The organism is Neisseria sicca, assembly GCF_003044565.1.
Classification (GTDB): Bacteria; Pseudomonadota; Gammaproteobacteria; order Burkholderiales; family Neisseriaceae; genus Neisseria; species Neisseria sicca_A.
Window position 1 is genome coordinate 683,341 of sequence record NZ_POXG01000001.1, and the last position, 24,317, is coordinate 707,657.

20 protein-coding genes and 3 tRNA genes are annotated in these 24,317 nt (G+C 51.7%); 8 read left to right on the plus strand and 15 right to left on the minus strand.

The annotated features are described in order from the left end of the window. The first annotated feature begins 57 nt into the window (after positions 1-57). Both DBZ16_RS03690 and DBZ16_RS03700 read left to right on the plus strand, forming a co-directional pair. Positions 58-1,581, plus strand: coding sequence for a phospholipase D family protein (locus DBZ16_RS03690; RefSeq protein WP_107812957.1), 1,524 nt, complete (start codon positions 58-60; stop codon positions 1,579-1,581). 424 nt (positions 1,582-2,005) lie between these two features. Next, positions 2,006-2,542 carry a C40 family peptidase gene (locus tag DBZ16_RS03700; RefSeq protein WP_107812958.1) on the plus strand — a complete coding sequence of 179 codons (537 nt, stop codon included), beginning with the start codon at positions 2,006-2,008 and terminating at the stop codon, positions 2,540-2,542. A 296-nt stretch (positions 2,543-2,838) separates the two neighbouring features. On the opposite strand, the gene clpP is transcribed toward DBZ16_RS03700, so the two are convergent. The 6 genes from clpP to DBZ16_RS03730 all read right to left on the minus strand — a co-directional run bounded on the left by clpP (position 2,839) and on the right by DBZ16_RS03730 (position 10,251). Then, on the minus strand, positions 2,839-3,459 hold the full coding sequence (clpP, locus tag DBZ16_RS03705; protein ID WP_003742152.1) for an ATP-dependent Clp endopeptidase proteolytic subunit ClpP: 621 nt from the start codon (positions 3,457-3,459) through the stop codon (positions 2,839-2,841). An 87-nt stretch (positions 3,460-3,546) separates the two neighbouring features. Then, positions 3,547-4,857 (minus strand): trigger factor, encoded by a 1,311-nt coding sequence (tig, locus tag DBZ16_RS03710; RefSeq protein WP_107812959.1) that lies wholly within the window; start codon positions 4,855-4,857, stop codon positions 3,547-3,549. Positions 4,858-5,244: 387 nt separating this feature from the next. Beyond that, positions 5,245-7,692 carry a DNA translocase FtsK gene (locus DBZ16_RS03715; protein ID WP_107812960.1) on the minus strand — a complete coding sequence of 816 codons (2,448 nt, stop codon included), beginning with the start codon at positions 7,690-7,692 and terminating at the stop codon, positions 5,245-5,247. Positions 7,693-7,864: 172 nt separating this feature from the next. Then, positions 7,865-8,686: a phosphatidylserine decarboxylase gene (locus DBZ16_RS03720; protein ID WP_107812961.1), complete on the minus strand. Its 822-nt coding sequence runs from the start codon at positions 8,684-8,686 to the stop codon at positions 7,865-7,867. Between the two features lie 102 nt (positions 8,687-8,788). Beyond that, positions 8,789-9,556, minus strand: coding sequence for a type I 3-dehydroquinate dehydratase (aroD, locus tag DBZ16_RS03725; protein ID WP_107812962.1), 768 nt, complete (start codon positions 9,554-9,556; stop codon positions 8,789-8,791). Continuing rightward, positions 9,553-10,251 carry a TIGR02117 family protein gene (locus tag DBZ16_RS03730; protein ID WP_107812963.1) on the minus strand — a complete coding sequence of 233 codons (699 nt, stop codon included), beginning with the start codon at positions 10,249-10,251 and terminating at the stop codon, positions 9,553-9,555. The genes aroD and DBZ16_RS03730 overlap by 4 nt, the downstream gene beginning before the upstream one ends. A 380-nt stretch (positions 10,252-10,631) precedes the next feature. On the opposite strand from DBZ16_RS03730, the gene DBZ16_RS03735 reads away from it, so the two are divergent. The 4 genes from DBZ16_RS03735 to DBZ16_RS03750 all read left to right on the plus strand — a co-directional run bounded on the left by DBZ16_RS03735 (position 10,632) and on the right by DBZ16_RS03750 (position 13,626). After that, on the plus strand, positions 10,632-12,050 hold the full coding sequence (locus tag DBZ16_RS03735) for an SLC13 family permease (RefSeq protein ID WP_107812964.1): 1,419 nt from the start codon (positions 10,632-10,634) through the stop codon (positions 12,048-12,050). A 108-nt stretch (positions 12,051-12,158) separates the two neighbouring features. Then, positions 12,159-12,668: a peptidylprolyl isomerase gene (locus tag DBZ16_RS03740; protein WP_107812965.1), complete on the plus strand. Its 510-nt coding sequence runs from the start codon at positions 12,159-12,161 to the stop codon at positions 12,666-12,668. A 380-nt stretch (positions 12,669-13,048) separates the two neighbouring features. Next, entirely contained in the window at positions 13,049-13,387 is a 339-nt protein-coding gene (locus tag DBZ16_RS03745; protein ID WP_107812966.1) for a general secretion pathway protein GspG, read from the plus strand. Continuing rightward, the gene (locus DBZ16_RS03750) at positions 13,387-13,626 is read left to right on the plus strand and encodes an NF038104 family lipoprotein (protein ID WP_107812967.1); all 240 of its coding nucleotides are present in this window, start codon (positions 13,387-13,389) and stop codon (positions 13,624-13,626) included. Before DBZ16_RS03745 ends, DBZ16_RS03750 begins: the two co-directional genes overlap by 1 nt. A 118-nt stretch (positions 13,627-13,744) precedes the next feature. Here the strand turns inward: DBZ16_RS03750 and DBZ16_RS03755 are convergent, their stop codons facing one another. The 3 genes from DBZ16_RS03755 to DBZ16_RS03770 form a co-directional block, all read right to left on the minus strand. Next, on the minus strand, positions 13,745-14,524 hold the full coding sequence (locus DBZ16_RS03755) for a ferredoxin--NADP reductase (RefSeq protein ID WP_107812968.1): 780 nt from the start codon (positions 14,522-14,524) through the stop codon (positions 13,745-13,747). Positions 14,525-14,758: 234 nt separating this feature from the next. Then, positions 14,759-15,217 (minus strand): META domain-containing protein, encoded by a 459-nt coding sequence (locus DBZ16_RS03765; protein WP_107812969.1) that lies wholly within the window; start codon positions 15,215-15,217, stop codon positions 14,759-14,761. A gap of 93 nt (positions 15,218-15,310) precedes the next feature. Beyond that, positions 15,311-16,468, minus strand: a complete 1,158-nt coding sequence (locus DBZ16_RS03770; protein ID WP_107812970.1) for a trans-sulfuration enzyme family protein — start codon at positions 16,466-16,468, stop codon at positions 15,311-15,313. Between the two features lie 181 nt (positions 16,469-16,649). On the opposite strand from DBZ16_RS03770, the gene folE2 reads away from it, so the two are divergent. Both folE2 and dsbD read left to right on the plus strand, forming a co-directional pair. Continuing rightward, the gene (gene folE2 / locus DBZ16_RS03775) at positions 16,650-17,423 is read left to right on the plus strand and encodes a GTP cyclohydrolase FolE2 (protein ID WP_049227827.1); all 774 of its coding nucleotides are present in this window, start codon (positions 16,650-16,652) and stop codon (positions 17,421-17,423) included. A 236-nt stretch (positions 17,424-17,659) separates the two neighbouring features. Further along, complete coding sequence (dsbD, locus tag DBZ16_RS03780; RefSeq protein ID WP_107812972.1) at positions 17,660-19,465, plus strand: protein-disulfide reductase DsbD; 1,806 nt, start codon at positions 17,660-17,662, stop codon at positions 19,463-19,465. 86 nt (positions 19,466-19,551) lie between these two features. On the opposite strand, the gene DBZ16_RS03785 is transcribed toward dsbD, so the two are convergent. The 6 genes from DBZ16_RS03785 to DBZ16_RS03805 form a co-directional block, all read right to left on the minus strand. Beyond that, positions 19,552-19,941: a hypothetical protein gene (locus tag DBZ16_RS03785; protein ID WP_107812973.1), complete on the minus strand. Its 390-nt coding sequence runs from the start codon at positions 19,939-19,941 to the stop codon at positions 19,552-19,554. Positions 19,942-20,242: 301 nt separating this feature from the next. Next, entirely contained in the window at positions 20,243-21,055 is an 813-nt protein-coding gene (gene pflA, locus DBZ16_RS03790) for a pyruvate formate lyase 1-activating protein (protein ID WP_107812974.1), read from the minus strand. Between the two features lie 292 nt (positions 21,056-21,347). Continuing rightward, positions 21,348-23,633 carry a formate C-acetyltransferase gene (pflB, locus tag DBZ16_RS03795; RefSeq protein WP_107812975.1) on the minus strand — a complete coding sequence of 762 codons (2,286 nt, stop codon included), beginning with the start codon at positions 23,631-23,633 and terminating at the stop codon, positions 21,348-21,350. Between the two features lie 393 nt (positions 23,634-24,026). After that, positions 24,027-24,116, minus strand: a tRNA-Leu gene (locus tag DBZ16_RS03800). Between the two features lie 23 nt (positions 24,117-24,139). After that, positions 24,140-24,217 (minus strand) — tRNA-Cys (locus DBZ16_RS14790). Positions 24,218-24,227: 10 nt separating this feature from the next. Beyond that, positions 24,228-24,302: transfer RNA gene (locus DBZ16_RS03805), tRNA-Cys, on the minus strand. Positions 24,303-24,317: the final 15 nt, after the last annotated feature.

Here is a 24,317-nt window from a genome sequence, read left to right on the forward strand (position 1 = left end):
TAATCCAATATAAAAACACCGTTTCAGCGCAGAAGGTCGTCTGAAACACCCTCAAGAATGAAAAAAATCCATCTCATCCTTATGCTTCCGGTTTTTCTGACAGGTTGCGCCGGTCTCCCCTCACTGGAAGAGCGCCCTGAGAGCCACTATCTGGACATCCCCTCCGCCCCACGCATGGATGCCCTGCTCAACACCGCCTCTAGCAAAACCAGCGGCGATATTTCCAATGTCTATCTGCTCAACGACGCACACGAAGCCTTCGTCGCCCGCGCCGCTCTGATTGAAGCCGCCGACCACACCCTAGACCTCCAATACTACATCTGGCACAACGACATCTCCGGCAAGCTCATGTTCAACCTTATCCACCGTGCCGCCGAACGCGGCGTACGCGTGCGCCTGCTGCTTGACGACAACAACACCAACGGGCTGGACAACGTCCTGCTCGCCCTTGACAGCCATCCCAATATCGAAATCCGCCTGTTTAACCCCTTCGTCCGCCGCAAATGGCGCGCGCTCGGCTATTTAACCGACTTCCCGCGCCTCAACCGCCGGATGCACAACAAATCCTTCACCGCAGACAACCGCGCCACCATCCTCGGCGGGCGCAATATCGGCGACGAATATTTCAAAGTCGGCGAAGACACCATCTTCGCCGACCTCGACATCCTCGCCACCGGCCGCGTCGTGCCCGAAGTTTCCCAAGATTTCGACCGCTATTGGGCAAGCCATTCCTCCTACACCGCCACCAGCATCATCAAAAAAGGCAACATAGAAAAAGGCTTCCAAGAGCTGGGTTACAACGACAAAGACAAAAACGAAATCCTCAGCCGTTACCGCAGCAACATCGAAAATTCCGAACTCTACAAAAAAATGCAGAGCAACAGCATAGACTGGCAAAGCGTCCACACCCGCCTGATCAGCGACGACCCCGCCAAAGGGCTGGACCGCGACCGCCACAAACCGCCCATTTTCGACCGTATGCAGGACGCCCTCAAAACGCCCGAAAAAAGCGTCTATCTCGTTTCGCCTTATTTCGTTCCCACCAAATCAGGCGTGCGCGCGCTTGACCAACTCGTTAAAGACGGTGTGGACGTCACCGTCCTGACCAACTCGCTCCAAGCAACCGATGTCGCCGCCGTCCATTCGGGCTACGTCAAATACCGTAAACCCCTGCTCAAAGCCGGTGTCAAACTCTACGAACTGCAACCCAACCACGCCGTCCCCACCACCAAAGACCGCGGCTTGACCGGTAGCTCCGCCACCAGCCTGCACGCCAAGACCTTCATCGTGGACGAAAAACGCGTCTTCATCGGCTCATTCAATCTCGACCCGCGCTCCGCCAGACTTAACACCGAAATGGGCGTCGTTCTTGAAAGTCCCCAAATTGCAGGCGAAATGCAGCGCACCCTCGTCAATACCACCCCGAAATACGCCTATCAGGTTACCCTCGACAAATACAACAAACTGCACTGGTACGACCCCACCACCCAAAAAACCTACTCCACCGAGCCGGAAGCCAAATTCTGGAAACGCGTTACCTCCAAAATCCTCTCCATCCTGCCGATAGAGGGATTGCTGTAAAACCCAAACAAAAGGTCGTCTGAAAACCTGTATTTCAAGTTTTCAGACGACCTCAAAACAAACTACACAAACATCGACCCGACACAATATCAAGTTACCGCACAAAGCCACGGACTCGTTTTCAACCCGCAATATAGTGGATTAAATTTAAATCAGGACAAGGCGACGAAGCCGCAGACAGTACAGATAGTACGGCAAGGCGAGGCGACGCCGTACTGGTTTAAAGTTAATCCACTATACATTAGCCTGCCGATAAAACCGAACATTATCAAAAACAAACCAGTCCGTTCACTCATCTGCGCCAAACCGTATTTTTCGTTTTTCTCGCCCTTCCGTTCTTTACGTCGATATTCGTAGAAACAGAAAAACCTTTTTCAGACGACCTCATGCAGACCTCGTCTGAAACCTCCCTAAAAGGAATCCCATGAAACCGATTATCCGCACTGCTCTGACCGCCGCCATCATCCTGCCCCTTGCCTCCTGCGGTCTTTTCTCCGGCAAACATCATCCGAAGACCAAAACCCACACCACCGCCCGAACCGTCCAACCCGTCCGCATCAGCCACATCGACCGCACCCAAGGCTCTCAAGAGCTCATGTTGCACAGTATGGGGCTAGTCGGCACGCCTTACCGATGGGGCGGCAGCAGCACTGCCACCGGCTTTGACTGCAGCGGCATGATTCAATTCGTCTATAAAAACGCCCTCGGCGTCAGCCTCCCGCGAACTGCCCGCGACATGGCAGCAGCCAGCCGAAAAATCTCCGACAACCAATTAAAAGCCGGCGACCTCGTGTTTTTCAACACTGGCGGTTCATCCAAATATTCCCATGTCGGCCTCTACATCGGCAACGGCGAATTTATCCACGCTCCAAGCAGCGGCAAAACCATTAAAACGGAAAAACTCTCCAGCCCGTATTACGCCAAACATTATCTCGGCGCGCATACTTTCTTTACAGAATAAGGTACGGCAGATCTCTCGCCCATATCGAGACAAAACTCCCAAGCAAACCAAAGTGATAAGCGTAAGATAATCCAATCCAGCAAATAAAAAGGTCGTCTGAAAACCTGTCTTTCAAGTTTTCAGACGACCTTTGCATCAACCCAATTCAAACACCGCCGTCAGCAACGCTTCAACCAACCTGCCCTGATCTTACCCAAGCAGTTTCATCAGAATCAGTCGCTCATTGCACAGGCGAAATAGCTGAATAATCAGCGCGTCTTCTATCTGCGTGTGTCTAAATTGCTCAAATCAAAAACTTAAGCCTGCAAAGAAGCGCGATTTTCCAGAACTTGGTCAATCAAACCGTATTCTTTGGCTTCTTCGGCGGACATGAAGTTATCGCGATCGGTATCGCGTTCCAAATCTGCCAAGTCGCGGCCGCAGTGTTTCGCCATCAAGCGGTTAAGTTTCTCTTTGATTTTCAACAGCTCGCGGGCATGAATTTCAATGTCGGATGCCTGACCGCCCAAACCGCCGCTGATTAAAGGCTGGTGAATCATGATACGGCTGTTTGGCAGGGCGAAACGTTTACCTTTTTCGCCTGCCGAGAGCAGGAATGCGCCCATGCTTGCCGCTTGTCCCAAGCACAAAGTGGAAACATTGGGCTTGATGAAATTCATGGTGTCGTAAATCGACATGCCTGCCGTTACCGAGCCGCCGGGAGAATTGATATAGAAGAAAATATCTTTGTCCGGATTTTCACTTTCCAAAAACAACAGCTGGGCGACCACCAAATTGGCGGACTCATCGGTTACCGGGCCGATCAAAAATACGATGCGCTCTTTCAAAAGGCGCGAGTAAATATCAAATGCACGCTCGCCGCGGCCGCTTTGTTCGATAACGGTAGGAACGAGGTAATTATTGAAATCGAAGGACATTTTTGTCTCCTGTCAATGTTGCGAAAGCACCAAAGGGACGCTTTGGTGCTTTCAAGTTGCCTGTTTCAGACGACCTTTTGAAGATGATTAGGCTTGTGCGCCCATCACTTCGTCAAAAGACAAAGCTTTTTCGGTTACTTTGGCTTTGCCCAAAACGAAATCAACAACGTTGCTTTCTACTGCCAAAGAAGTCGGACCTTGCAGGCGGGAAGGCTCTGCGTAGTACCAGTCGATCACTTCTTGAGGATCTTCGTAGCTTTCTGCGAAGTTGGCAACAACGGCTTTGATTTGCTCTTCAGTCGGTTCCAGTTTGTTTTCTTCAACCAGTTTTGCCAAAATCAGACCCAGAGATACGCGGCGCTCGGCTTGCTCTTTGAACATATCCAAAGGCAGATCCAAGTTGGCAGCGTCAGCCATGCCTTGGTTGACAAAGTTTTGTTTCATTTCGTTTGCCAAACGGGCGGCTTCTTCATTTACCAAAGCAACAGGCGCTTTCAGCTCTACGGCTTTGAGCAGCGCGTTCATTACAGATTCTTTGGTTTGTTCATTCACGCGGCGTTCAACTTCGCGGCCTACGTTTTTCTTCACTTCTTCGCGCATTTTGGCAACGTCGCCGTCGGCGATACCCAATGCTTTGGCGAAGTCGGCGTCAACTTCAGGCAGAGTGGGTTCGGATACGTTGTTCAATGTGATGGTGAAGACAGCGGATTTACCGGCAACGTCTTGACCGTGGTAGTCTTCAGGGAAGTTGACGGTAACGTCTTTGCTTTCGCCTGCTTTCATGCCGACTACACCGGCTTCAAATTCAGGCAGCATTTGACCTGCGCCCAATACGAAGGCGTAATTTTTGGATGCACCGCCGGCGAAAGGTTCGCCGTCGATTTCGCCTTCGAAGTCGATGATGACGCGGTCGCCGTTTTGGGCTTCGCGTTCAACATGGTTGAAGCGGGTACGTTGTTTGCGCAGGATTTCTACGGTTTGGTCCACTTCGGCATCGCCGACGGAAGCGGTTACTTTTTCGACTTCTTGCGCAGACAAATCACCGATAACGACTTCAGGGAACACTTCGAAAATCGCAGCGATTTTCAGAGATTCTTTATCATCTTGTTCTTCAACGCCTTCGAAACGCGGGTAGCCGGCAACTTTCAATTCTTGGGCAACGGCAACATCGTAGAAGCGGCGTTGAACCATTTCGTTGATGGCATCATTTTGAGCGCTTGCACCGTACATTTGGGCAATCATTTTTAAAGGAGCTTTACCCGGACGGAAACCGTCGATTTTTGCACGGCGTTGGGTTTGTTTCAGTTTTTTATCGGTTTCTGCGTTGATTTCGGACCAAGGCAGAGACAGCACTACTTTGCGTTCCAAGTTTTCTAAAGTTTCGACAGTTACGCTCATCGTAAGACCTTAATTTGTTGTGTTAAATAAAAAATGGGAATCCTTTTGCCAAATGACTGCGGAAGCAGCTCCGAACAATCGGGGCTTTTATCGTCCGTTGCTTGCAAAAGGCGGGAAAATTTAGCTGGCTAGTATATCACAATGTTTGATTGACTGGATAATATAGTGGATTAACTTTAAACCAGCACGGCGTTGCCTCGCCTTGCCGTACTATCTGTACTGTCTGCGGCTTCGTCGCCTTGTCCTGATTTAAATTTAATCCACTATATCGTCGATAGACGGGCCGATTTTGCCCCGATAAAATAAGGTATTGAATCTTACATCATAAAAAGGTCGTCTGAAAACAGGTATAACCGGTTTTCAGACGACCTGTGACTTTTCTCGGGATTACAACTGGTCTTTTTGCGCCAGAATTCTGCGGCTGCCGTTGAGGTCGGCGGGGGACACGACACCGGCGTTTTCGAGCGCTTCCATCAGGTTGGCGGCGCGGTTGTAGCCGATGCGCAACTGGCGTTGCAGGGAGGAGATGGAAGTTTTTTTGCTTTCCAAAATGTAGGCGACAGCTTGGTCGAACAATTCGTCGCTGCCCGCATTTGGATTGACAATATTGGTGGTTTCCAGCGCAGCCTCACCACTGAGCAGACCTTCGATATAGTCGGCAGGGGCTTGCGATTTGACGTAGTTGACGACTTGATGCACTTCGTCGTCTGAAACAAACGCGCCTTGCAGGCGGGTCGGCTCGGCGCTGCCCGGTTGCAGGAACAGGGAGTCGCCGTATTTCAGCAGCTCGTCCGCTCCCATTTGGTCGAGTATGGTACGGCTGTCGATTTTGCTTTGTACGGTAAACGCCATACGTGTCGGGATATTCGCCTTAATCAAGCCGGTCACGACATCGACGCTCGGACGTTGGGTCGCGACAATCATATGGATACCGGCGGCGCGCGCTTTTTGGGCGAGGCGGGCGATTTGTTGCTCGACGGCTTTGCGTTCGGTCATCATCAGGTCTGCCAATTCGTCGATAACGACCACAATCATCGGCAGTTTTTCCAGCGGCTCGGGATCATCCGGATTCAGGCTGAACGGGTTGGGCATGGGTTTGCCCGATGCTTTGGCGGCCTCGACTTTTTGGTTGAAGCCTTCCAAGTTGCGCACGCCCGCATGGGAAAGCAGGCGGTAGCGTTTTTCCATTTCGGCGACACACCAGTTCAACGCCTGCCCTGCTTCGCGCATATCGGTAACGACCGGGCAGAGCAAGTGCGGAATGCCGTCGTAAATGCTCAATTCGAGCATTTTCGGGTCAATCATGATGAAGCGGACTTCGTCGGGCGTGGCTTTGAAAAGCATGGACATAATCATGCCGTTCACACCGACGGATTTCCCCGAACCGGTCATACCGGCGACCAAAAGGTGCGGCATTTTTGCCAAGTCGCCGACGACGGGCGTACCGGAGATATCTTTGCCCAGCGCGACGGTCAGCTTGGATTTGGCTTCGGTAAACACGGGTGAAGACAAGATTTCGCTCAACATCACGTCTTGGCGTTTTTCGTTGGGCAACTCGATGCCCATCGTGTTTTTGCCCGCGATGGTTTCCACGATGCGCACGGATTGCAGCGACATGGAACGCGCCAAATCTTTAGACAGGGCAACGATTTGGCTGCCTTTTATGCCTTGCGCAGGTTCGATTTCATAACGCGTAATCACAGGACCGGAAGTGGCGGACACGACTTGCACGCCGATGCCGAATTCTGCCAGCTTGGACTCAATCAGTTCGGCAGTGCGCTCCAATTCGGCAGGATTGATGCTGACGGGTTCGCCGTTGGGCAGGCGCAGCAGGTTCATGCTGGGTTTGTGGTATTCGCCTGTCTGTTGCGGCTCGTTGTCTTCAAACAAAGAAGCCTGAATTTTGGGCGGCGGCGCAACGGAAACCGCAACGGATTTGCGGTTGCTGGTACTGCCTGCAAGCGGGGCAACTGGCGTGGCGGTGATGTTTTTGGCTTCTTTCACCATGCGGCGGGTGTTTTCCGTTTCCAAGGCTTCGGCGGTCGAGCCGTCGTCTTTTCGTCTGCCCAATGCCTTTTTCAGACGACCCCAAATGCCTGAAAACAGGCTTTCGGTATTGCGTCCTGTTTTCGCCATTACTTCCAGCCAAGACACCTGAGCCAGCAAGGAAACGGAAAGCAGCAGCATGACGCACATAATCAGCAGGCTGCCGGATTTGCCCAGCAGCCAAGCCAAGCCCGAACCTGCCAAAGCACCGACCAAACCGCCCGCACCGACAGGCAGGGTTTCGTCCAAGGTATTTTGAAGGGTGAAGTATTCGAGAATCGGGCTGCACACCAACAGCAGGAACAAAGCCAGCGCGGCAACGCCGTGGTTGTACGATTTGTAGTTTTCGCGCTTTTGCAGCGGGCGGAAATTTTTATAGAGGAAAACACACGAAGCGGCGATCCACCACCAAAACGACAGACCAAAAAGATAATAGCCGACATCGGAAACATACGCGCCAAACAGCCCGCCGAAATTGGCGATGTCATCCGATTTCGGCACGCTGCGCGACCATGCGGGGTCGGTCATTTTGAAGCTGGCGAGGGAAATGGCGATGAAGACCGTCACCATCAGCCCGAAGAGCCACAGCGCGTCGTTAATCAGATTGACGACATGCTCGGGGCGCGCTTTTTTTTCTTCATTTTTTTGCAGCGCTTTGGCAGCCTTCAAACGCTCGGAAACCTTGTTCGGCTCTGTCTGCGCCTTCGTTTGGCTTTGACGGAGCGTGCTCGGTTTGGCGTTTGTTTTGGCTTTAGTTTTTGATGCGGTTTTAGAGGATTTTGCGGTCATGGATGGATTTTTGATATTCGGTACAGGTCGTCTGAAAAGGGAAAACCGACGGGGAATCAATCCGTCGGGTGTAATGTGTGTTGGGTTCAAATTATACCGTATTTACCGTTTCTGATAAAACAAGGTCGTCTGAAAAAGGTTTTCAGACGACCTCTTGTTCAGCTTTCAGCCGTCAGTCTTTCAATGACTGCTCTGCGGCATTGCGGACTTTATCGGCAGCCGCTTCGATTTCTGATTGCGCGACTTCAGATTGTGCAACTTCTGAAACGGTTTGCGCTGGAGCGGGCGTTTCCGCTTGTGCAGCGGCAGGCGGCGGTGTTTCAGTCGGTGCGGCAGCTTCAGGGACTTGGAGCGGCAGGCGCGCCAAAACGGTACGTACGCCGGTCACTTTGTCGCCGATGGCAACTTGTGCCTGCGCATCAACCGGCAGGTACATATCGACGCGCGAACCGAAGCGGATAAAGCCGTAACGTTCGCCGCGAGCCAATTTCTCGCCTACTTTGGTGTAACATAAAATACGGCGGGCAACCAAGCCTGCAACTTGGACGAAGGTGATTTCGCGTCCTGAAGCGGTAGTCGCCAATACGGCGTTGCGTTCGTTTTCGGTACTGGCTTTGTCCAAATCGGCGTTGAGGAATTTGCCTTTGTTGTATTCGACGGCGGTCACGGTGCAATCGGCGGGCGATTTTTGCGAGTGGACGTTAAAAACGTTCATGAACACGCTGATTTTCAACGCTTCGGTATCACGGTAAGGATCGCGCGCGCGTTCAACAACGACGATGCGTCCGTCAACGGGGCTTAAAATTGCTTCGGGGTCTTGCGGGATTTCACGGGCGGGATCGCGGAAAAATTGCAGGGCAAATACGGTGAAAATCCAAAACGGCAGCGACCACCAGCCGCAACAGACAGACACCAGCAAACTCAATACCAAACCGCCGCCGATAAACGGCCAGCCCTCGCGGGCGATAATCGGGTGGGGGTACAGACGGTTCATAACTTTCCTTTTCTATTCAAATTGCCGCCATTATAGCGGAATATCCTAAAAAGGTCGTCTGAACGCTGTTTCAGACGACCTTTTGTTTTTTTGTATTTATTGTTATCCGGCGGTGTTACCGTTTTCCAAAACATCCAAAATGTTTTTCAGGTTGGCGGAATCGAGCTGACCGGGGGCGGAGGCGGTTCCTGCCGTGCCGAATGTGATGGCTGAGCCGAAGGTTGAACCTGCGATGCGACTGACGAGTCCTAGCTTGCCCATGGAGATGGTAACAATCGGGCGGTTTGCGGTTTGACTGGCTTCCCAAGTGGCTTCCAAAAGCGTCAGGACATCGGCGGGGCTTTGGGGCATCACGGCGATTTTGCAGATGTCCGCGCCTGCCTCTTCCATTTTTTTCAGACGACCTGTGATGTCCGATTTGGCGGGCGTTTGATGGAAATCGTGGTTGCTCATCAGGACCGCGGTGTCGTGCGCTTTGGCGGCGGCAACCGCTTGGCGGACTTCGCTTTCGCCGGCGGAAAGTTCGATGTCTATGATGTCGATGATGCCTGAAGCGGCGGCTTTATCGAGCAACTCGAAATAATACGCTTTGCTGCAAGGGTATTCACCGCCTTCCTCTGCTCGTCTGAAGGTGAACAACAGCGGGGTTTTGGTGAAGGCGCGGCGCACTGCGGCGGCTTGCGCAAGAAGGTATTCGGGGTTGCCTGCTTGGGCGAAATAGTCGGCTCTGAACTCGATAATATCGAAACAGGCGTGTTCAAGGTTTTTCAGTGCAACGGATAAGGCTGCTTCGTCTCGGGCAACCAAGGGAACGGCGATTTTCGGCTGTCCGCTGCCGAGCGTGAGATGGCGGATGGTCAGGGTTTTCATGGGTTTTCTGCTGTATTGGTGCGGTGGCTGTCGAGCAGCGGATCGGGGAACGGTGTCCAGACAACGCCGTTGATGCCGCTTTCGGTCAGGCGGCGGTTGAGCCAGCTGTTGCACGTATTGAAAAGATGGTAACGCCCTTCTGCTTCATAGAATGCGTCGTCAGGGCTGTAATGCGCGCCAACGACGGGGATGGCTTTGCCCGCTTTCAATTTGAAATGACGCATCAGGTTGGCACTCAGGCGGCGGTATTGCTCGCGGCTGACGGTAAATTTGACGGTATTTTCCCCTTCAGGCGGCGGCTCGCGGTAGTAGACGGCGTGAATCAGCGTGCTGTTGACTCCGCTTAATGCCTGCACCGCCGTAGATGCGGTCAAATCCGACCACTGCGGCGTGTTCAAATAGAAATTGCGCTCGCCCCAGCCTATGCCGACGTAGCGGATGGAGGCATCTCCTTGCCCTGCGCGACTGTCGGCAGGATTGATGATGCTGGTCCAGTCGAAGAGGTCGTCTGAAAGCGGCATGACGATGTCGGCGTGTACGCCGTTGCTGTGTAGATAAAGGGTTACGTCGCCGTCGGAGGCTTCAGTGCTGTCCTGCGGAATCTTACCAAGTATGTAGGCGGCGGCAAAGTAAAGGATGGCGGCGATGATAAACGCCAACAGGGCTTTCAGGAGAATTTTGAATATTTTTTTCATTGACGTGACGGCGTCGTTAAAGATGCGGCATCATATCACGATAACGGCATGTTTTAGGCATTTCAGACGACCTTAACGCTTTAACTACAAAGGAGGTCGTCTGAAAATCAACAAATAGATATTTTTAGTTTCCCATCAATCCGTTTTCGTAAAAAACCGCGCCCGATTGTTAACATTATATTTACACTACACGCGATTACAAATATACTCGTCGCCATACTGTATGGCTTTGTTTGCCTGGAATCCAAAGCCTGCGAACGCCCCGCTGCGGGAAACAAGAAAAACCGATTCAGTGGAATCAATAAAAAAGCAATGTCGGGCGATGAGCACAGGCATCAGCGGTTTTAACGATTTCGCGTTATGTTTCAGAGGAATACTTCATGGACTTACATGCAAAGGACAAAACCCAGCATCCCGAGAATGTTGAGTTACTCAGCGCGCAAAAGCCGATTACCGACTTTAAAGGTCTGCTGACCACCATCATCTCCGCCGTCGTCTGTTTCGGCATTTACCACATCCTGCCCTACGGCACCGATGCCAACAAAGGCATCGCGCTGTTGATTTTCGTTGCCGCGCTTTGGTTTACCGAAGCCGTCCACATCACGGTAACCGCATTGATGGTGCCGATTCTCGCCGTCGTGCTCGGCTTCCCCGATATGGACATCAAAAAAGCGATGGCGGGCTTTTCCGATCCGACGATTTACATCTTCTTCGGCGGCTTCGCGCTTGCCACCGCCCTGCACATGCAGCGTCTCGACCGCAAAATCGCCGTCAGCCTCCTGCGCCTGTCGCGCGGCAATATGAAAGTGGCCGTGTTGATGCTATTTGCTGTTACCGCCTTCCTGTCCATGTGGATCAGCAATACCGCGACCGCCGCCATGATGCTGCCTTTGGCAATGGGTATGATGAGCCACCTCGACCAAGAAAAAGAACGCAAAACTTATGTTTTCGTCCTGCTTGGCATCGCCTACTGCGCCAGTATCGGTGGTTTGGGCACCGTGGTAGGTTCGCCGCCGAACATGATTGCCGCCAAAGCCCTGAATCTGGACTTCGTCGGCTGGATGAAACTCGGCTTGCCGATGATGCTGTTGATTCTGCCGCTGATGCTGTTCTCCATGTACGTCATCCTCAAGCCTAATCTGAACGAACGCGTCGAAGTCAAAGCCGAATCTATCCCGTGGACGCTGCACCGTGTAATCGCGCTGTTGATTTTCTTGGCTGCTGCCGTCGCTTGGGTATTCAGTTCCAAAATCAAAGAAGCGTTCGGCATTTCCAACCCCGACACCGTCATCGCCCTGATTGCCGCCGTCGCCGTCGTCGTATTCGGCGTGGCGCAATGGAAAGAAGTTGCCCGCAATACCGACTGGGGCGTATTGATGCTCTTCGGCGGCGGTATCAGCTTGAGCGCGCTCTTGCAATCTTCCGGCGCGTCCGAAGCATTGGGTCAACAGGTTGCCTCCACCTTCTCCCATTCGCCCGCATTGCTGGTGATTTTCGTGGTTGCCGCCTTCATCATCTTCCTGACCGAGTTCACCAGTAACACCGCCTCCGCCGCGCTGCTCGTCCCCATTTTTGCCAGCATCGCCACACAAATGGGGCTGCCCGAACAAGTCTTGGTATTCGTCATCGGCATCGGCGCATCTTGTGCCTTCATGCTGCCGGTTGCCACGCCGCCCAACGCGATTGTGTTCGGTACAGGCTTGATTAAGCAACGAGAAATGATGAACGTCGGCTTGCTGCTGAACGTCCTCTGTATCGTATTGGTTGCGCTGTGGGCTTATTTCGTCCTGATGCCGTAAAACCCGTAAAACCATAGACAAGGTCGTCTGAAAGAATATTTTTCAGACGACCTTGAAGTTTTTCCGCCCAGCACCATTTCTAAAAAGATTCTTAACGAAAGGAAACCCATGATTATCCTGCACACCAACAAAGGCGACATCAAAATCGAACTCGATTTCGACAAAGCCCCCGTTACCGCCAAAAACTTCGAGCAATACGTCAAAGACGGCTTCTACGACGGCGTAATCTTCCACCGCGTCATCAAAGGCTTCATGATTCAAGGCGGCGGCATGGACGAGAACATGAACGAAAAAGAAACACGCGAGCCGATTCAAAACGAAGCGTCCAACGGCTTGCCCAACGAGAAATACACCATCGCCATGGCGCGCACTTCCGACCCGCATTCCGCCAGCACACAATTCTTCATCAACACCGCCGACAACGCCTTCCTGAACTTCCGTTCTAAAGAACTGTACGGCAAAACCGTCGTCCAAGACTGGGGCTACGCCGTATTCGGCAAAGTCGTCGATGGTTTTGATGTAGTCGATGCCATCGAAGGCGTCGCCACCAAACGCCACGGCTACCACGACGACGTACCGACCGAACCTGTCGTCATCACCAAAGCCGAAGTGGTATAAATTTGACGCGTTACATCCCTTAACGCAAAAAGCAGCCTGAAACGGGCTGCTTTTTTATTGGGTAAATATTTGAACACAATCCGCCGCGCTTGTTTTCAGACGACCTTTGATATCGAAACCGTCGCTTACGGATTCAACCCCGCTTTACCCCATATCGAAAGACGATTTATAGTGGATTAACAAAAATCAGAACAAGGCGACGAAGCCGCAGACAGTACAGATAGTACGGAACCGATTCACTTGGTGCTTCAGCACCTTAGAGAATCGTTCTCTTTGAGCTAAGGCGAGGCAACGCCGTACTGGTTTAAAGTTAATCCACTATAATCCGCCATGGATTTTCCGTTACAATTAAAGCTGATTTTGTTCACAGGAAGCCCATCATGCAGATTCAACCCTACCAAGCCGACATTGCCGAAAGAATGCTGGTCGGAACGACCGGAGAAACCATTCATCCCGATGCCCAATTCGTCCACACCGAAAACGGCTATTGGATTGCGTGGCATGATCAAACCGCCGCCCTGCTCGCTCCTGATACGCCGCCCGATATTCCCTGCTTTTGGGTCGAAGGTGCGCAAAGCCTCGAAGAGCTTGTCGCGCTGGTTGAAAGCGGCGAATTTGACGAAATGGAAGAATTCGACGGCGATGACGAAAGCTGGCACGAAGCGGCTTCCGGATGCAGCGGTGGACACCACGACCATCAATGCGGATGCGAACATTGATGAAGATAAAAGCCCTTCTTCTTCCCGTGTTCCTCAGTTTGGCACTCAGCGGCTGTATCGTCACCAGTGCCGTCAATCTGGCCGCCACCACCGTCATGACCGCAGGTAAAATCGCCGTCAAAGGCACAGGCGCGTTAATCAATGCCGCCATTCCCGACAAGGACAAAAAGAAGGACAAAGAAAAGAAATCCCGCGAACAACAGGCGGAGGATTATTTAGAAGAACCGCGTGAAGAATAAGCAGCCGCGCCCACACCGATGGCTGCAAAACCATTCAAACAAAAGGTCGTCTGAAACGGCAAACCGTTTTTCAGACGACCTCTTTTGCTTCTATTAAGACCTTACCAATTCATCAGGCTCAAAACCCGTTTTCCATCATGATTTCGCCCGGGATGCGGTTGCGGTGCATGGCGAAGCCCAAGTCCATCAGGGCTTGGAACGTGTCTTTGACCATGGCGGGATTGCCGCAGACCATAAAGCGCGTGTCGGTTTTGGTGAACTTGAATCCCGCGTATGCTTCGAGGCTGCCGTCTTTCAGCAGTTCGGGAATGCGCTTGCCGCTCAACGCGCCTTCGGTTTCCTCGCGCGTGGTGATGGGGACGAAGCGGAATTTGTGGAAATGCTCGCCAATCAGCGGATGGTCTTTTAACGCTTCAACACGTCGTCTGAAAATCAGTTCGCCGGCGAAAGAAACCGAGTGCGCCAAAACCAAGCGATCAAAACGCTGCCAAATTTCGGGTTGTTCAATGATGGAGAGGAAAGGCGCGATGCCCGAACCCGTGCTGAGCATGACCAAGTCCTTGCCGTCGGGAAAACGTTCGGGCAGGAGGAAGCCCGTAGCGGTTTTGTCGAGCAGTATGGTGTCGCCCTCTTTCATCGCGGTAAACCGCGCGGACATGGGACCGCCCTCGATCAAAACGGCAAAATATTCAAGCGTATCGGCGTATTCGGCGGACACGACGGAATAAGCGCGCCAGATAAAGCCTTCGCCGTCGCGAAACCCAAGCCGCGAAAACTGTCCCGCCGAGAAGCGGTAGGATTCAGGGCGGCTGATGGCAAAAGTCATCAGCTTGGGCGTATGGTGTTTGATCCACAGGACTTTTTCTTCGGTGAACTTGGCTTCGGGCGAGGCTACCATAATGGGATTCCTTGTGTGTACGGTATGGAAACGGAAGATATTATACCCGTTCGTTTGGCGAAAGGTCGTCTGAAAACCTGATTGTCCGGTTTTCAGACGACCTTTTATATAGTGGATTAACTTTAAACCAGTACGGCGTTGCCTCGCCTTGCCGTACTATTTGTACTGTCTGCGGCTTCGTCGCCTTGTCCTGATTTAAATTTAATCCACTATACTTAACGGCAAACTCAAAATTTACGGCTCACGGCGCAGGCGCATGGTTTTGCCGTTTTGCTCCAAAATCAAATCATCGCCGTCGAAACGATAGTTCCACACGCTTCTCATGTTCAAGAAAGCCTCTTCCAACTTCATGTCTTCACACAACATCATCGACGTCGCAATCGGACCGAAATCGATTTTGCCCGAACCGACTTCTTTTGCTTGAAGCATTAAATGATTACAACCCATCTTGCCATGCGCCTTGGGCATTTTGCTCAAATCCAAAAAAGCCGTTCTGCCCGCCAAATCTTTTTCGGTGAATTTGTCGAAAGAAACCACAAACCATTTCGCCGCCAAACTCGGCGCTGACGCTTGACGGGGTTCGGATGGTTTTTCAGACGACGTTACAGGTTGGGACTGCTGCGGTTTTTCAGCAGGCGAAGTACAGGCGGTCAGAATGATTGCGGTCATAAGGGTGGGGATCAGGGTTTTCATGATTTTGCCTTTCTAACGTGGGGTTAGCTAAAAGGTCGTCTGAAACCGCTCTAGCAAAACCTGCCATGCACTTTTCAGACGACCTATTTGTCTTTACAGCGTCGTATCCAATGCTTTGGAAATATCGTTCCAAATATCGTCCGCCTCTTCAATGCCGATGGAGAAGCGCAGCAGGCCGACTTTGATGCCCATTTCCATTTTCACGTCGTGCGGTACGCCGCTGTGTGACTGTGAATAGCAATGGTTGACCAGACTTTCGACGCCGCCGAGGCTGGACGCCATTTTGACCAGTTTCATGTTTTTAATCACGCTGTTTGCCGCTTCGCGCGTGTCGTTTTTGAGGTAAACCGTTACCACACCGCCTATGCCTTTGGGCATTTGGGTTTTCGCCAGTTCGTAATGCTCATGCGACGGCAGTCCGGGATAGAACACTTTTTCTACGGCGGGATGGGCTTCGAGGCGGCGGGCGATGTCGAGTGCGTTTTTGCAGTGTGCTTCCATGCGCAAGGCGAGCGTTTTGATACCGCGCAACACCAGCCAGCAGTCCATCGGGCCGGCAATCGCGCCGGTATGCACCATCATGTCGTGCAGCGGTTTCGCCAGTTCTTTGGTTTTAACCGCGACGATGCCCATCAATACGTCGGAGTGTCCGCAAAGGTATTTGGTGGCGGAGTGGAACACGATGTCGCAGCCCATTTCCAAAGGTTGTTGCAGATACGGGGTGGCAAAGGTGTTGTCGATGCCGACTAATGCACCGGCGGCGTGGGCTTTGGCGGCAAGCGCTTTGATGTCCACCAACCGCAAAAGCGGGTTGGACGGGGTTTCCAGCCAAACCAGTTTCACATTGTGCGCTTGGAGCAGTTCGTCCAGGCGTTCGGGGTTGCCCAAATCGGCAAAGACGACGTTTACGCCCCACTCTTTATATACGTCAACCAGCAAGTCATACGCGCCGCCGTAAATATCGGCGACGGCGACGACGGTATCGCCCGGACGCAGGAATGTACGCCACACGGCATCAATGCCCGCCATACCGCTAGAAAAGGCAAAACCTGCCGCCCCGCGTTCCAAATCGGCAACCGTATCTTCCAAAACCTGACGGGTCGGATTGCTCAGGCGCGAATAGCGGTAGGGAACCTGCTCGCCGATTTCGTGCAGCGCGAACATACTGTTCTGATAAATCGGCGGCATCAGCGCGCGGTTGTGTTCGTCGCAATCGTAGCTGGAATGGATGGCTTTGGTGGCGAATTTCATCTCGGCTCAACCTTGTAAAGATATGAATAATTCAGGATTTTATCACTATCCGAAAAATAGAAACAATCAATGCGGACACGGTTTGCAAGTGATATAATCTCGCATTTGCAAAACGGACGGCATGAATCCGTTTCCAAACGACACACACCCCAACAATCCGACAATTAAGGACAAACAACGCATGAACGCCATTGCAGACGTGCAATCCAGCCGAGATTTACGCAATCTGCCGATTAACCAGGTCGGTATCAAAGACCTGCGCTTTCCGATTACTTTGAATACCGCCGAAGGCAGCCAATCCACCGTCGCCCGCCTGACCATGACGGTTTTCCTGCCCGCCGACCAAAAAGGCACACATATGTCGCGCTTCGTGGCGTTGATGGAACAACAAACCGAGGCTTTGGATTTCGACAGGCTGCACAAACTGACTGCCGAAATGGTCGCGCTTTTAGACTCTCATTCCGGCAAAATCAGCGTTTCCTTCCCCTTCTTCCGCAAAAAATCCGCCCCTGTTTCCGGCATCCAATCCCTGCTCGACTACGACGTTACCCTGACGGGCGAAATCAAAAACGGAACATACAGCCATAATTTGAAAGTCATGGTACCCGTGACCTCTTTATGTCCGTGTTCCAAAGAAATCTCGCAATACGGCGCGCACAACCAACGTTCGCACGTTACCGTCAGTCTGACTGCCAACGCCGAAGTCGGTATCGAAGAAATCATCGACTGCGTGGAAGCGCAAGCAAGCTGCCAGCTTTACGGCCTGCTCAAACGCCCCGATGAAAAATACGTTACCGAAAAAGCCTATGAAAACCCGAAATTCGTGGAAGACATGGTGCGCGACGTAGCAACCGCGCTGATTGCCGACGGACGCATCGAAAGCTTCATCGTCGAGAGCGAAAACTTCGAGTCGATACACAACCACTCGGCTTACGCCTATATTGCTTATCCTTAAATAAGTGAAAAATCGAAAAGGTCGTCTGAAACCTGTGAAATCAGGTTTTCAGACGACCTTTCCCGTTCCAATCGGCTATGAAAAAGAGACAATCCGACGGGCATCATCTATCCAGCAGCCCGATAATCCACCCTCATCGCGATAAAAACCATCGCAGCTTTTAATATAAATTAAGACCTATAAACGACTGCTGCGTTTATAATGCGCCTGTTTAACCCTTCCACTGAGAAGACGCCATGAAAAAACTCCTTTACTTCTTTACCGCCTTTTTTGCCCTGTGTTCCAGCGCGTTTGCCGTGAACGCCGATGATTTGCTGCCGCCTGAAAAAGCGTTCGTGCCGCAAGTGAACGTTACCGACAAAGGCATCAACGTCGAATTCAAAATCGCCGACGGCTACTATATGTACCAATCGAAAATCGTCGCCGCCACCGCACCTGAAGGCGTATTGGCCGAACCCGTTTTCAGCAAAGGCGAACTCAAAGAAGATGAGTTTTTCGGCAAACAAACCGTATTCCACCGCGCCGCGCAGGTCAACTGGCCTTACAAAAAAGCCGCGCCGGCCTACAAGCTGACGCTGACTTATCAAGGTTGTGCCGAAGCCGGCGTATGTTACCCGCCCGTCGACACATCTTTTGAGATTAAAGGCAACGGCCTGTACAAGACGCAAAGCGACGAACCCATATCCGCCAAAGACCGCTTCCTTCAACCGGATTCCGCCAAACCATCCCCCGCCGCCGCGCCTAAAGCCTCGCAAAACGACGACGGCAGCCGCTTCAAATTATCTTGGGAAACATTAAACGCCAACCTGTTGGCGTTTTTTATCGCAGGACTGGGCTTGAGTTTTACCGCCTGTATGTACCCGCTTTTGCCGATTGTTTCCAGTATCGTCGTCGGCGATAAAAACGCCGGTAAAAAGCGCGCTTTCGCCCTATCTATGGTCTATGTACAAGGTTTGGCACTGACCTACACGCTGGTCGGCGTCATCGCAGGCTTGACGGGCGCGCTCCTGACCGTATGGCTGCAACAGGCTTGGGTCGTTCTCGCTGCCGCAGGCCTGATGGTCGTCCTCGCGTTGTCCATGTTCGGTCTCTTCAACATCCAACTGCCCAACGCCGTCCAATCTTATTTCCAAAACCAAAGCAGCAAACTCTCCGGCGGCAAAATCGCCTCCGTATTCGTCATGGGCATACTCTCCGCGCTGATCGTCGGCCCCTGCGTCGCCCCGCCGCTGGCATTTGCCTTGGGCTATATCGGACAAACCGGTGATGCCGTTTTGGGCGGACTCGCGCTGTATGCCTTGGCACTCGGCACCGGCGTTCCGCTGATCCTCATCGGCACATTCGGCGGCCACGTCCTGCCGAAAGCAGGTGACTGGATGAACGGCATCAAATACGCCTTCGGCTTCATCCTGCTTGCCGTTGCCGTTTACCTCGCCACGCCGCACCTGCCCTACTACCTCGTTGTCGCGCTTTACACCCTGCTCATGATCGTCCCTGCCATCATGTTGCTGATTAAATCGGGCAAACAAAAAGGTCGTCTGAAAACCACAGCCTCCGTTTTAGGCTTCCTTCTGCTCATCGGCGGCGCATGGTTCGGATGGCAAAGCGCAAACAAACAAACCACCGCCCTGCACCACTTCCTGACACTCGCCCCCCCGTCTGAAGCAGGCAAAACCACCGACCACGGCAAAATATTCACCGACGTCGCCGAACTCAAAACCGCTATGGATGCCGCATTGAAAGCCAACCCCGACAAACCCGTCGTTTTGGATTTCTACGCCGACTGGTGTATTTCCTGCAAAGAAATGGCAAGCTACACGCTCAACCAGCCGCAAGTGCATGAAGCCGTCGATATGGAACGCTTCTTCCAAATCGACGTAACCGACAACACGCCCGACCATCAGGCAATGTTGAAAGAATACGGTCTCTACGGCCCGCCGGGTATATTCGTCATCCACGCAGACGGCCGCCGCAGCGACCCCTTGCTTGGTTTCGCCAAACCGGACGAATTTATCAACTGGTACAAACAAAACGAAAAATAAAGACAAAAGGTCGTCTGAAAACATGAAACAGGGTTTTCAGACGACCTTTTTAAATGGCGTGTTTTCATCCCCACCACTTGTTACACCTACTTAATTTTCAAAATTGGAAGATTAAGATGTCTCAATTCATTTTGTTTCGGACATGAGGTCTTTAACGAGCCTTTCTTGCCCTTTTCTACATCTAGGCGTATCGATATGAAGCATTGGTTTTTATCATGAATATATTCATCTACATCATAACCTAGACCCGTTTCTTCATCTATATCAATTTCTGAATCCCCTGATTTTAATTTTGCCACGCCTTGCACCAAAGAATTTTTCCCTGAATTCCGCGGGTTATATATATCAAACTGTATATTTCCATTTTTCAAATGCTTTGTCTGAAGCAATAGACCTGTTTTGTTTACTCGATATGTCCCTGCATAGGCTGACAAAGGTATAAAAAGTAAAAACACATATAAAAACTTTTTCATCATACTGCTCTTTCCTAAGTTAATTTTTAAAGATTAAGAATGGTCTAGTAGCCCAAGTTTGAACCCATACTGCATTGCGTCACCGTAGCTCAAAGATTGCGACTAAAGGTCTAAAATGACAATAGATTTATAGTGGATTAACTTTAAACCAGTACGGCGTTGCCTCGCCTTGTCCTGATTTAAATTTAATCCACTATATATGATAAATTGATTGATGTAATGTGCTGCAACAAATGAGATAAACGGCTAAAAGGTCGTCTGAAAGCGAATATTTCTTTTTCAGACGAGCTTTTTGGATTTGAACTCAATAAATAATGTTCTTGCCGTAGCTTTCCAGAATCGATTTGATTTTGAGGATGGTTTCTTTGGGAGGCGGATGTACGCCGGTGAGTTTGTAGGTGTCGCCGCACAATGCCCATTTGTGCGCGCCCAGTTCGTGATAAGGGAGAAGCTCGACCATTTCGACATTGTCCATGTCTGCGATGAATTCGCCGAGCAGGTGGGCGGAACGGTCGTCATCGGTATAGCCTGGGACGACGACGTAGCGGACGCGTGCGGGTTGTTTGCGTTCGGCGAGGTAGTGGGCGAATTTGAGGGTTTTGGTGTTGGGGATGCCGACGAGGACTTTGTGGATTTCGGGGTCGATTTGTTTTAAATCGAGCATGACGAGGTTGGTGTGGTCGAGCAGGTCGTCAAGGATGGAATCGTAATGCAGGGCGTAGCCGTTGCTGTCGAGGCAGGTGTGGATGTCGTGTTCGTGGCAGGCGGTGAACCAGTCGCGTACGAATTCGTATTGCAGGAGCGGTTCGCCGCCTGTGGCGGTAACGCCGCCGCCTGTGGCGCGCAGGTAGTGACGGTAGGACATGACTTGCTTCATGACTTCGGGTACGGTCATTTCCTGGGCCTGTTCGGTGTGCAAGTCCCATGTGTCGCGGTTGTGGCAGTAGAGGCAGCGCATGAGGCAGCCTTGCAGGAAGAGGACGTAGCGCAACCCGGGACCGTCCACCGCGCCGCAGGATTCTACGGAATGGACGATGCCTTTGCCGTTGTAGTGGCGGTGTCCGAGGTCTTTGGCGGGGGCGGGTGTTTCGGGGTTGATGGCGATGGTTGTCTGCATGGTGTCTGATGTACCGGATATTGGGGTCGTCTGAAAACTTGTTTTTGTGTTGCAGAGGCTTCTTCTTATTGGATTAATATGCGGGCATTGCGTTCACTGTTCTGAGAAGTTTATAGGCTGTTTTGGAATAGATAAACGGGTTGTAATGATAACTCTATTGTACCGCCTTCGGTCGTCTTGATTTGAAGTTAATCCGCTGGATTTTGATATGATCAAACCATTGCTTCAGGCAAAATCAAGCCGGGTTCCGGATAATCCGTCCCCCGGCTTGGTTTACTGTAAACCCTTTGCTTTACATGGTTTGTGTAAAGGTGCGGGTAATCACGTCAAGCTGTTGTTCGCGGGTCAGCGAGTTGAAGCGTACGGCGTAACCGGACACGCGGATGGTCAGTTGCGGATATTTGTCCGGATTGTTCATCGCGTCTTCCAGCGTTTCGCGGGTCAGTACGTTGACGTTCAAATGTTGACCGCCTTCCAATTCGCCTTCTTCGTGGTGGAAGTAGCCATCCATCAGGCCTGCGAGGTTACGTTCGCGGGAATTTTCATCTTTGCCCAATGCGCCCGGCACGATGGAGAAGGTGTAGGAAATACCGTCTTTGGCGAACTCAAACGGCAATTTGGCTACGGAGGTCAATGAAGCGACAGCGCCGTTGACATCACGACCGTGCATCGGGTTGGCACCCGGACCGAACGGTGCGCCTGCGCGGCGACCGTCCGGCGTGTTGCCGGTTTTTTTGCCGTACACGACGTTGGAGGTAATGGTCAACACGGACTGGGTCGGCGTTGCGTTGCGGTAAGTTTTGTGGGTCGCCACTTTTTTCATGAAGCGTTCCACCAAGTCGCAGGCAATGTCGTCTACGCGGTCGTCGTTGTTACCGAACTGCGGATATTCGCCTTCGATTTCAAAGTCGACGGCAATACCGTTTTCGTCGCGAATCGGTTTGACTTTGGCGTATTTGATGGCGGAGAGCGAGTCGGCGGCCACAGACAAACCGGCGATACCGCAGGCCATAGTGCGTTTCACATCGCGGTCGTGCAGCGCCATCAGCGCAGCTTCGTAACTGTATTTGTCGTGCATGTAATGGATGATATTCAGCGCGGTAACGTATTGGGTTGCCAGCCAATCCATGAATTTGTCCATGCGCTCAAAGACAGTGTCGTAGTCCAAGACTTCGTCCAAAATCGGTTCGGTTTTCGGGCCGACCTGGTCTTTGGATTTCTCGTCCACGCCGCCGTTGATTGCGTACAGCAGAGTTTTCGCCAAGTTGGCGCGTGCGCCGAAGAACTGCATTTGTTTGCCGACGACCATCGGGCTGACGCAGCAGGCAATGGCATAGTCGTCACTCTCGAAGTCTGGGCGCATCAAATCGTCGTTTTCGTATTGGATGGACGAAGTGTCGATGGACACTTTGGCGCAAAACTCTTTAAAGCCTTGCGGCAGTTGTTCGGACCACAATACGGTGATGTTCGGTTCGGGAGACGGACCCATGTTGTACAGGGTGTGCAGCACGCGGAAGTTGGTGCGCGTTACCAGCGTGCGACCGTCCAAGCCCATACCGCCGATGGATTCGGTTGCCCAAATCGGGTCGCCGGAGAAGAGTTGGTCGTATTCAGGCGTACGCAGGAAACGAACCATACGCAGTTTCATCACCAAATGGTCGATAAATTCTTGCGCTTGGGTTTCGGTAATCACGCCGTTTTTCAGGTCGCGCTCGATATAGATGTCTAAGAACGAAGACACACGGCCGAAAGACATAGCGGCGCCGTTTTGCGATTTAACGGCAGCAAGGTAAGCGAAGTAAGTCCATTGGATGGCTTCCTGCGCATTTTTCGCAGGACCGGAAATATCGTAGCCGTAAGAGGCGGCCATTTCTTTCATTTGACCCAGGGCTTTGTATTGGTCATTGATTTCTTCGCGGCGGCGGATGACTTCTTCCAAATCCACACCGTTTTCCAAATCGGCTTGCAGCGAGTTGAACTGGTTGAGTTTGTCTTTCATCAAGAAGTCGATTCCGTACAATGCCACGCGGCGGTAGTCGCCGATGATGCGACCACGACCGTAAGCATCCGGCAAGCCGGTGATCACACCGGATTTGCGGCAACGGCGGATGTCGGGCGTATAAACATCAAACACGCCTTGGTTGTGGGTTTTGCGGTATTTGGTGAAAATTTCGCTGACTTCAGGGTTCAACTCGACGTTGTACACTTTGCACGCGTCCTGCACCATTTTCAAACCGCCAAACGGCATAATGGAACGTTTCAGAGGCTCGTCTGTTTGCAGGCCGACGATGGTTTCCAAATCTTTATCGATATAGCCCGGCGCATGGCTGGTAATGCCGGACACGACTTGCGCGTCAATTTTGTAAGGTTCGTGCGTGCGGTTTTCGACTTTGATGCCTTCCATCACATCCGCCCACAATTTGGTCGTTGCCTCAGTCGCAGGCGCGAGGAAAGACGCATCGCCTTCATAAGGCGTATAGTTTTTCTGAATAAAATCGCGCACGTCGACATTGGTTTCCCAATTACCGCCGACAAAACCTTCCCAAGCGGCGGGGCGTTGTTGTATATCGGTTGACATATCAAGCTCCTAATTTGTCAGATAAATTTATAGGTAGAAGAAATTTACCTTTGCAGAATAGCACTTTAGCTCTATGAAGTGTAACGATTGACAGAGATGTGAACACTTACCTGATATTTTTTTGACTTACATCAATGAGAATAGTTATTACTTAAAACTACATTTTATTTTTCAAGCCTTTAGCGTGTAAACAAGTGTAGAATATAAAATTAAGCCCTGAAAACTTGTCCGGTTTTCAGGGCTTTTCCTTAGGTATCTGATTTCATGCAATTACATTGTGTAAAGATCGCAAGTTGGACACAAATTGGACACAAAGCAAAAAGACAGCCTGAATTATAAGCTGTCTTTTGGTAACTTAGAGTCTTACGCTATTCAATAAATTCATAGATTTATTGGTGCCCGGAGCCGGAATCGAACCGGCACGGCCGGTTTAGGGCCGACGGATTTTAAGTCCGTTGTGTCTACCTATTTCACCACCCGGGCGTAGACTGTTTTATATTGAAATTTGGAGGCGGGGGCGCGGATTTGAACCGGCCTATATAAGGGTTGCACCCCTTATAGCATAAACACTCTGCCACCCCGCCATAAAATGAGTGGAGGCGAGAGTCGGAATCGAACCGGCGTAGACGGATTTGCAATCCGCTGCATAAACCACTTTGCTATCTCGCCAAACAAACTACCAGG

What these genes read in the sequence shown, in the direction of transcription:
- DBZ16_RS03770 (WP_107812970.1), bottom strand. Translation starts at nt 16,468, where the DNA reads ATGAAATTCGCCACCAAAGCCATCCATTCCAGCTACGATTGCGACGAA.
- DBZ16_RS03720 (WP_107812961.1), bottom strand. Translation starts at nt 8,686, where the DNA reads ATGAACCGTCTGTACCCCCACCCGATTATCGCCCGCGAGGGCTGGCCG.
- aroD (WP_107812962.1), bottom strand. Translation starts at nt 9,556, where the DNA reads ATGAAAACCCTGACCATCCGCCATCTCACGCTCGGCAGCGGACAGCCG.
- DBZ16_RS03765 (WP_107812969.1), bottom strand. Translation starts at nt 15,217, where the DNA reads ATGAAAACCCTGATCCCCACCCTTATGACCGCAATCATTCTGACCGCC.
- tig (WP_107812959.1), bottom strand. Translation starts at nt 4,857, where the DNA reads ATGAGCGTAACTGTCGAAACTTTAGAAAACTTGGAACGCAAAGTAGTG.
- DBZ16_RS03690 (WP_107812957.1), top strand. Translation starts at nt 58, where the DNA reads ATGAAAAAAATCCATCTCATCCTTATGCTTCCGGTTTTTCTGACAGGT.
- DBZ16_RS03735 (WP_107812964.1), top strand. Translation starts at nt 10,632, where the DNA reads ATGGACTTACATGCAAAGGACAAAACCCAGCATCCCGAGAATGTTGAG.
- DBZ16_RS03785 (WP_107812973.1), bottom strand. Translation starts at nt 19,941, where the DNA reads ATGATGAAAAAGTTTTTATATGTGTTTTTACTTTTTATACCTTTGTCA.
- pflA (WP_107812974.1), bottom strand. Translation starts at nt 21,055, where the DNA reads ATGCAGACAACCATCGCCATCAACCCCGAAACACCCGCCCCCGCCAAA.
- DBZ16_RS03730 (WP_107812963.1), bottom strand. Translation starts at nt 10,251, where the DNA reads ATGAAAAAAATATTCAAAATTCTCCTGAAAGCCCTGTTGGCGTTTATC.
- DBZ16_RS03755 (WP_107812968.1), bottom strand. Translation starts at nt 14,524, where the DNA reads ATGGTAGCCTCGCCCGAAGCCAAGTTCACCGAAGAAAAAGTCCTGTGG.
- DBZ16_RS03750 (WP_107812967.1), top strand. Translation starts at nt 13,387, where the DNA reads ATGAAGATAAAAGCCCTTCTTCTTCCCGTGTTCCTCAGTTTGGCACTC.
- clpP (WP_003742152.1), bottom strand. Translation starts at nt 3,459, where the DNA reads ATGTCCTTCGATTTCAATAATTACCTCGTTCCTACCGTTATCGAACAA.
- DBZ16_RS03745 (WP_107812966.1), top strand. Translation starts at nt 13,049, where the DNA reads ATGCAGATTCAACCCTACCAAGCCGACATTGCCGAAAGAATGCTGGTC.
- DBZ16_RS03715 (WP_107812960.1), bottom strand. Translation starts at nt 7,692, where the DNA reads ATGACCGCAAAATCCTCTAAAACCGCATCAAAAACTAAAGCCAAAACA.
- DBZ16_RS03700 (WP_107812958.1), top strand. Translation starts at nt 2,006, where the DNA reads ATGAAACCGATTATCCGCACTGCTCTGACCGCCGCCATCATCCTGCCC.
- DBZ16_RS03740 (WP_107812965.1), top strand. Translation starts at nt 12,159, where the DNA reads ATGATTATCCTGCACACCAACAAAGGCGACATCAAAATCGAACTCGAT.
- dsbD (WP_107812972.1), top strand. Translation starts at nt 17,660, where the DNA reads ATGAAAAAACTCCTTTACTTCTTTACCGCCTTTTTTGCCCTGTGTTCC.
- folE2 (WP_049227827.1), top strand. Translation starts at nt 16,650, where the DNA reads ATGAACGCCATTGCAGACGTGCAATCCAGCCGAGATTTACGCAATCTG.
- pflB (WP_107812975.1), bottom strand. Translation starts at nt 23,633, where the DNA reads ATGTCAACCGATATACAACAACGCCCCGCCGCTTGGGAAGGTTTTGTC.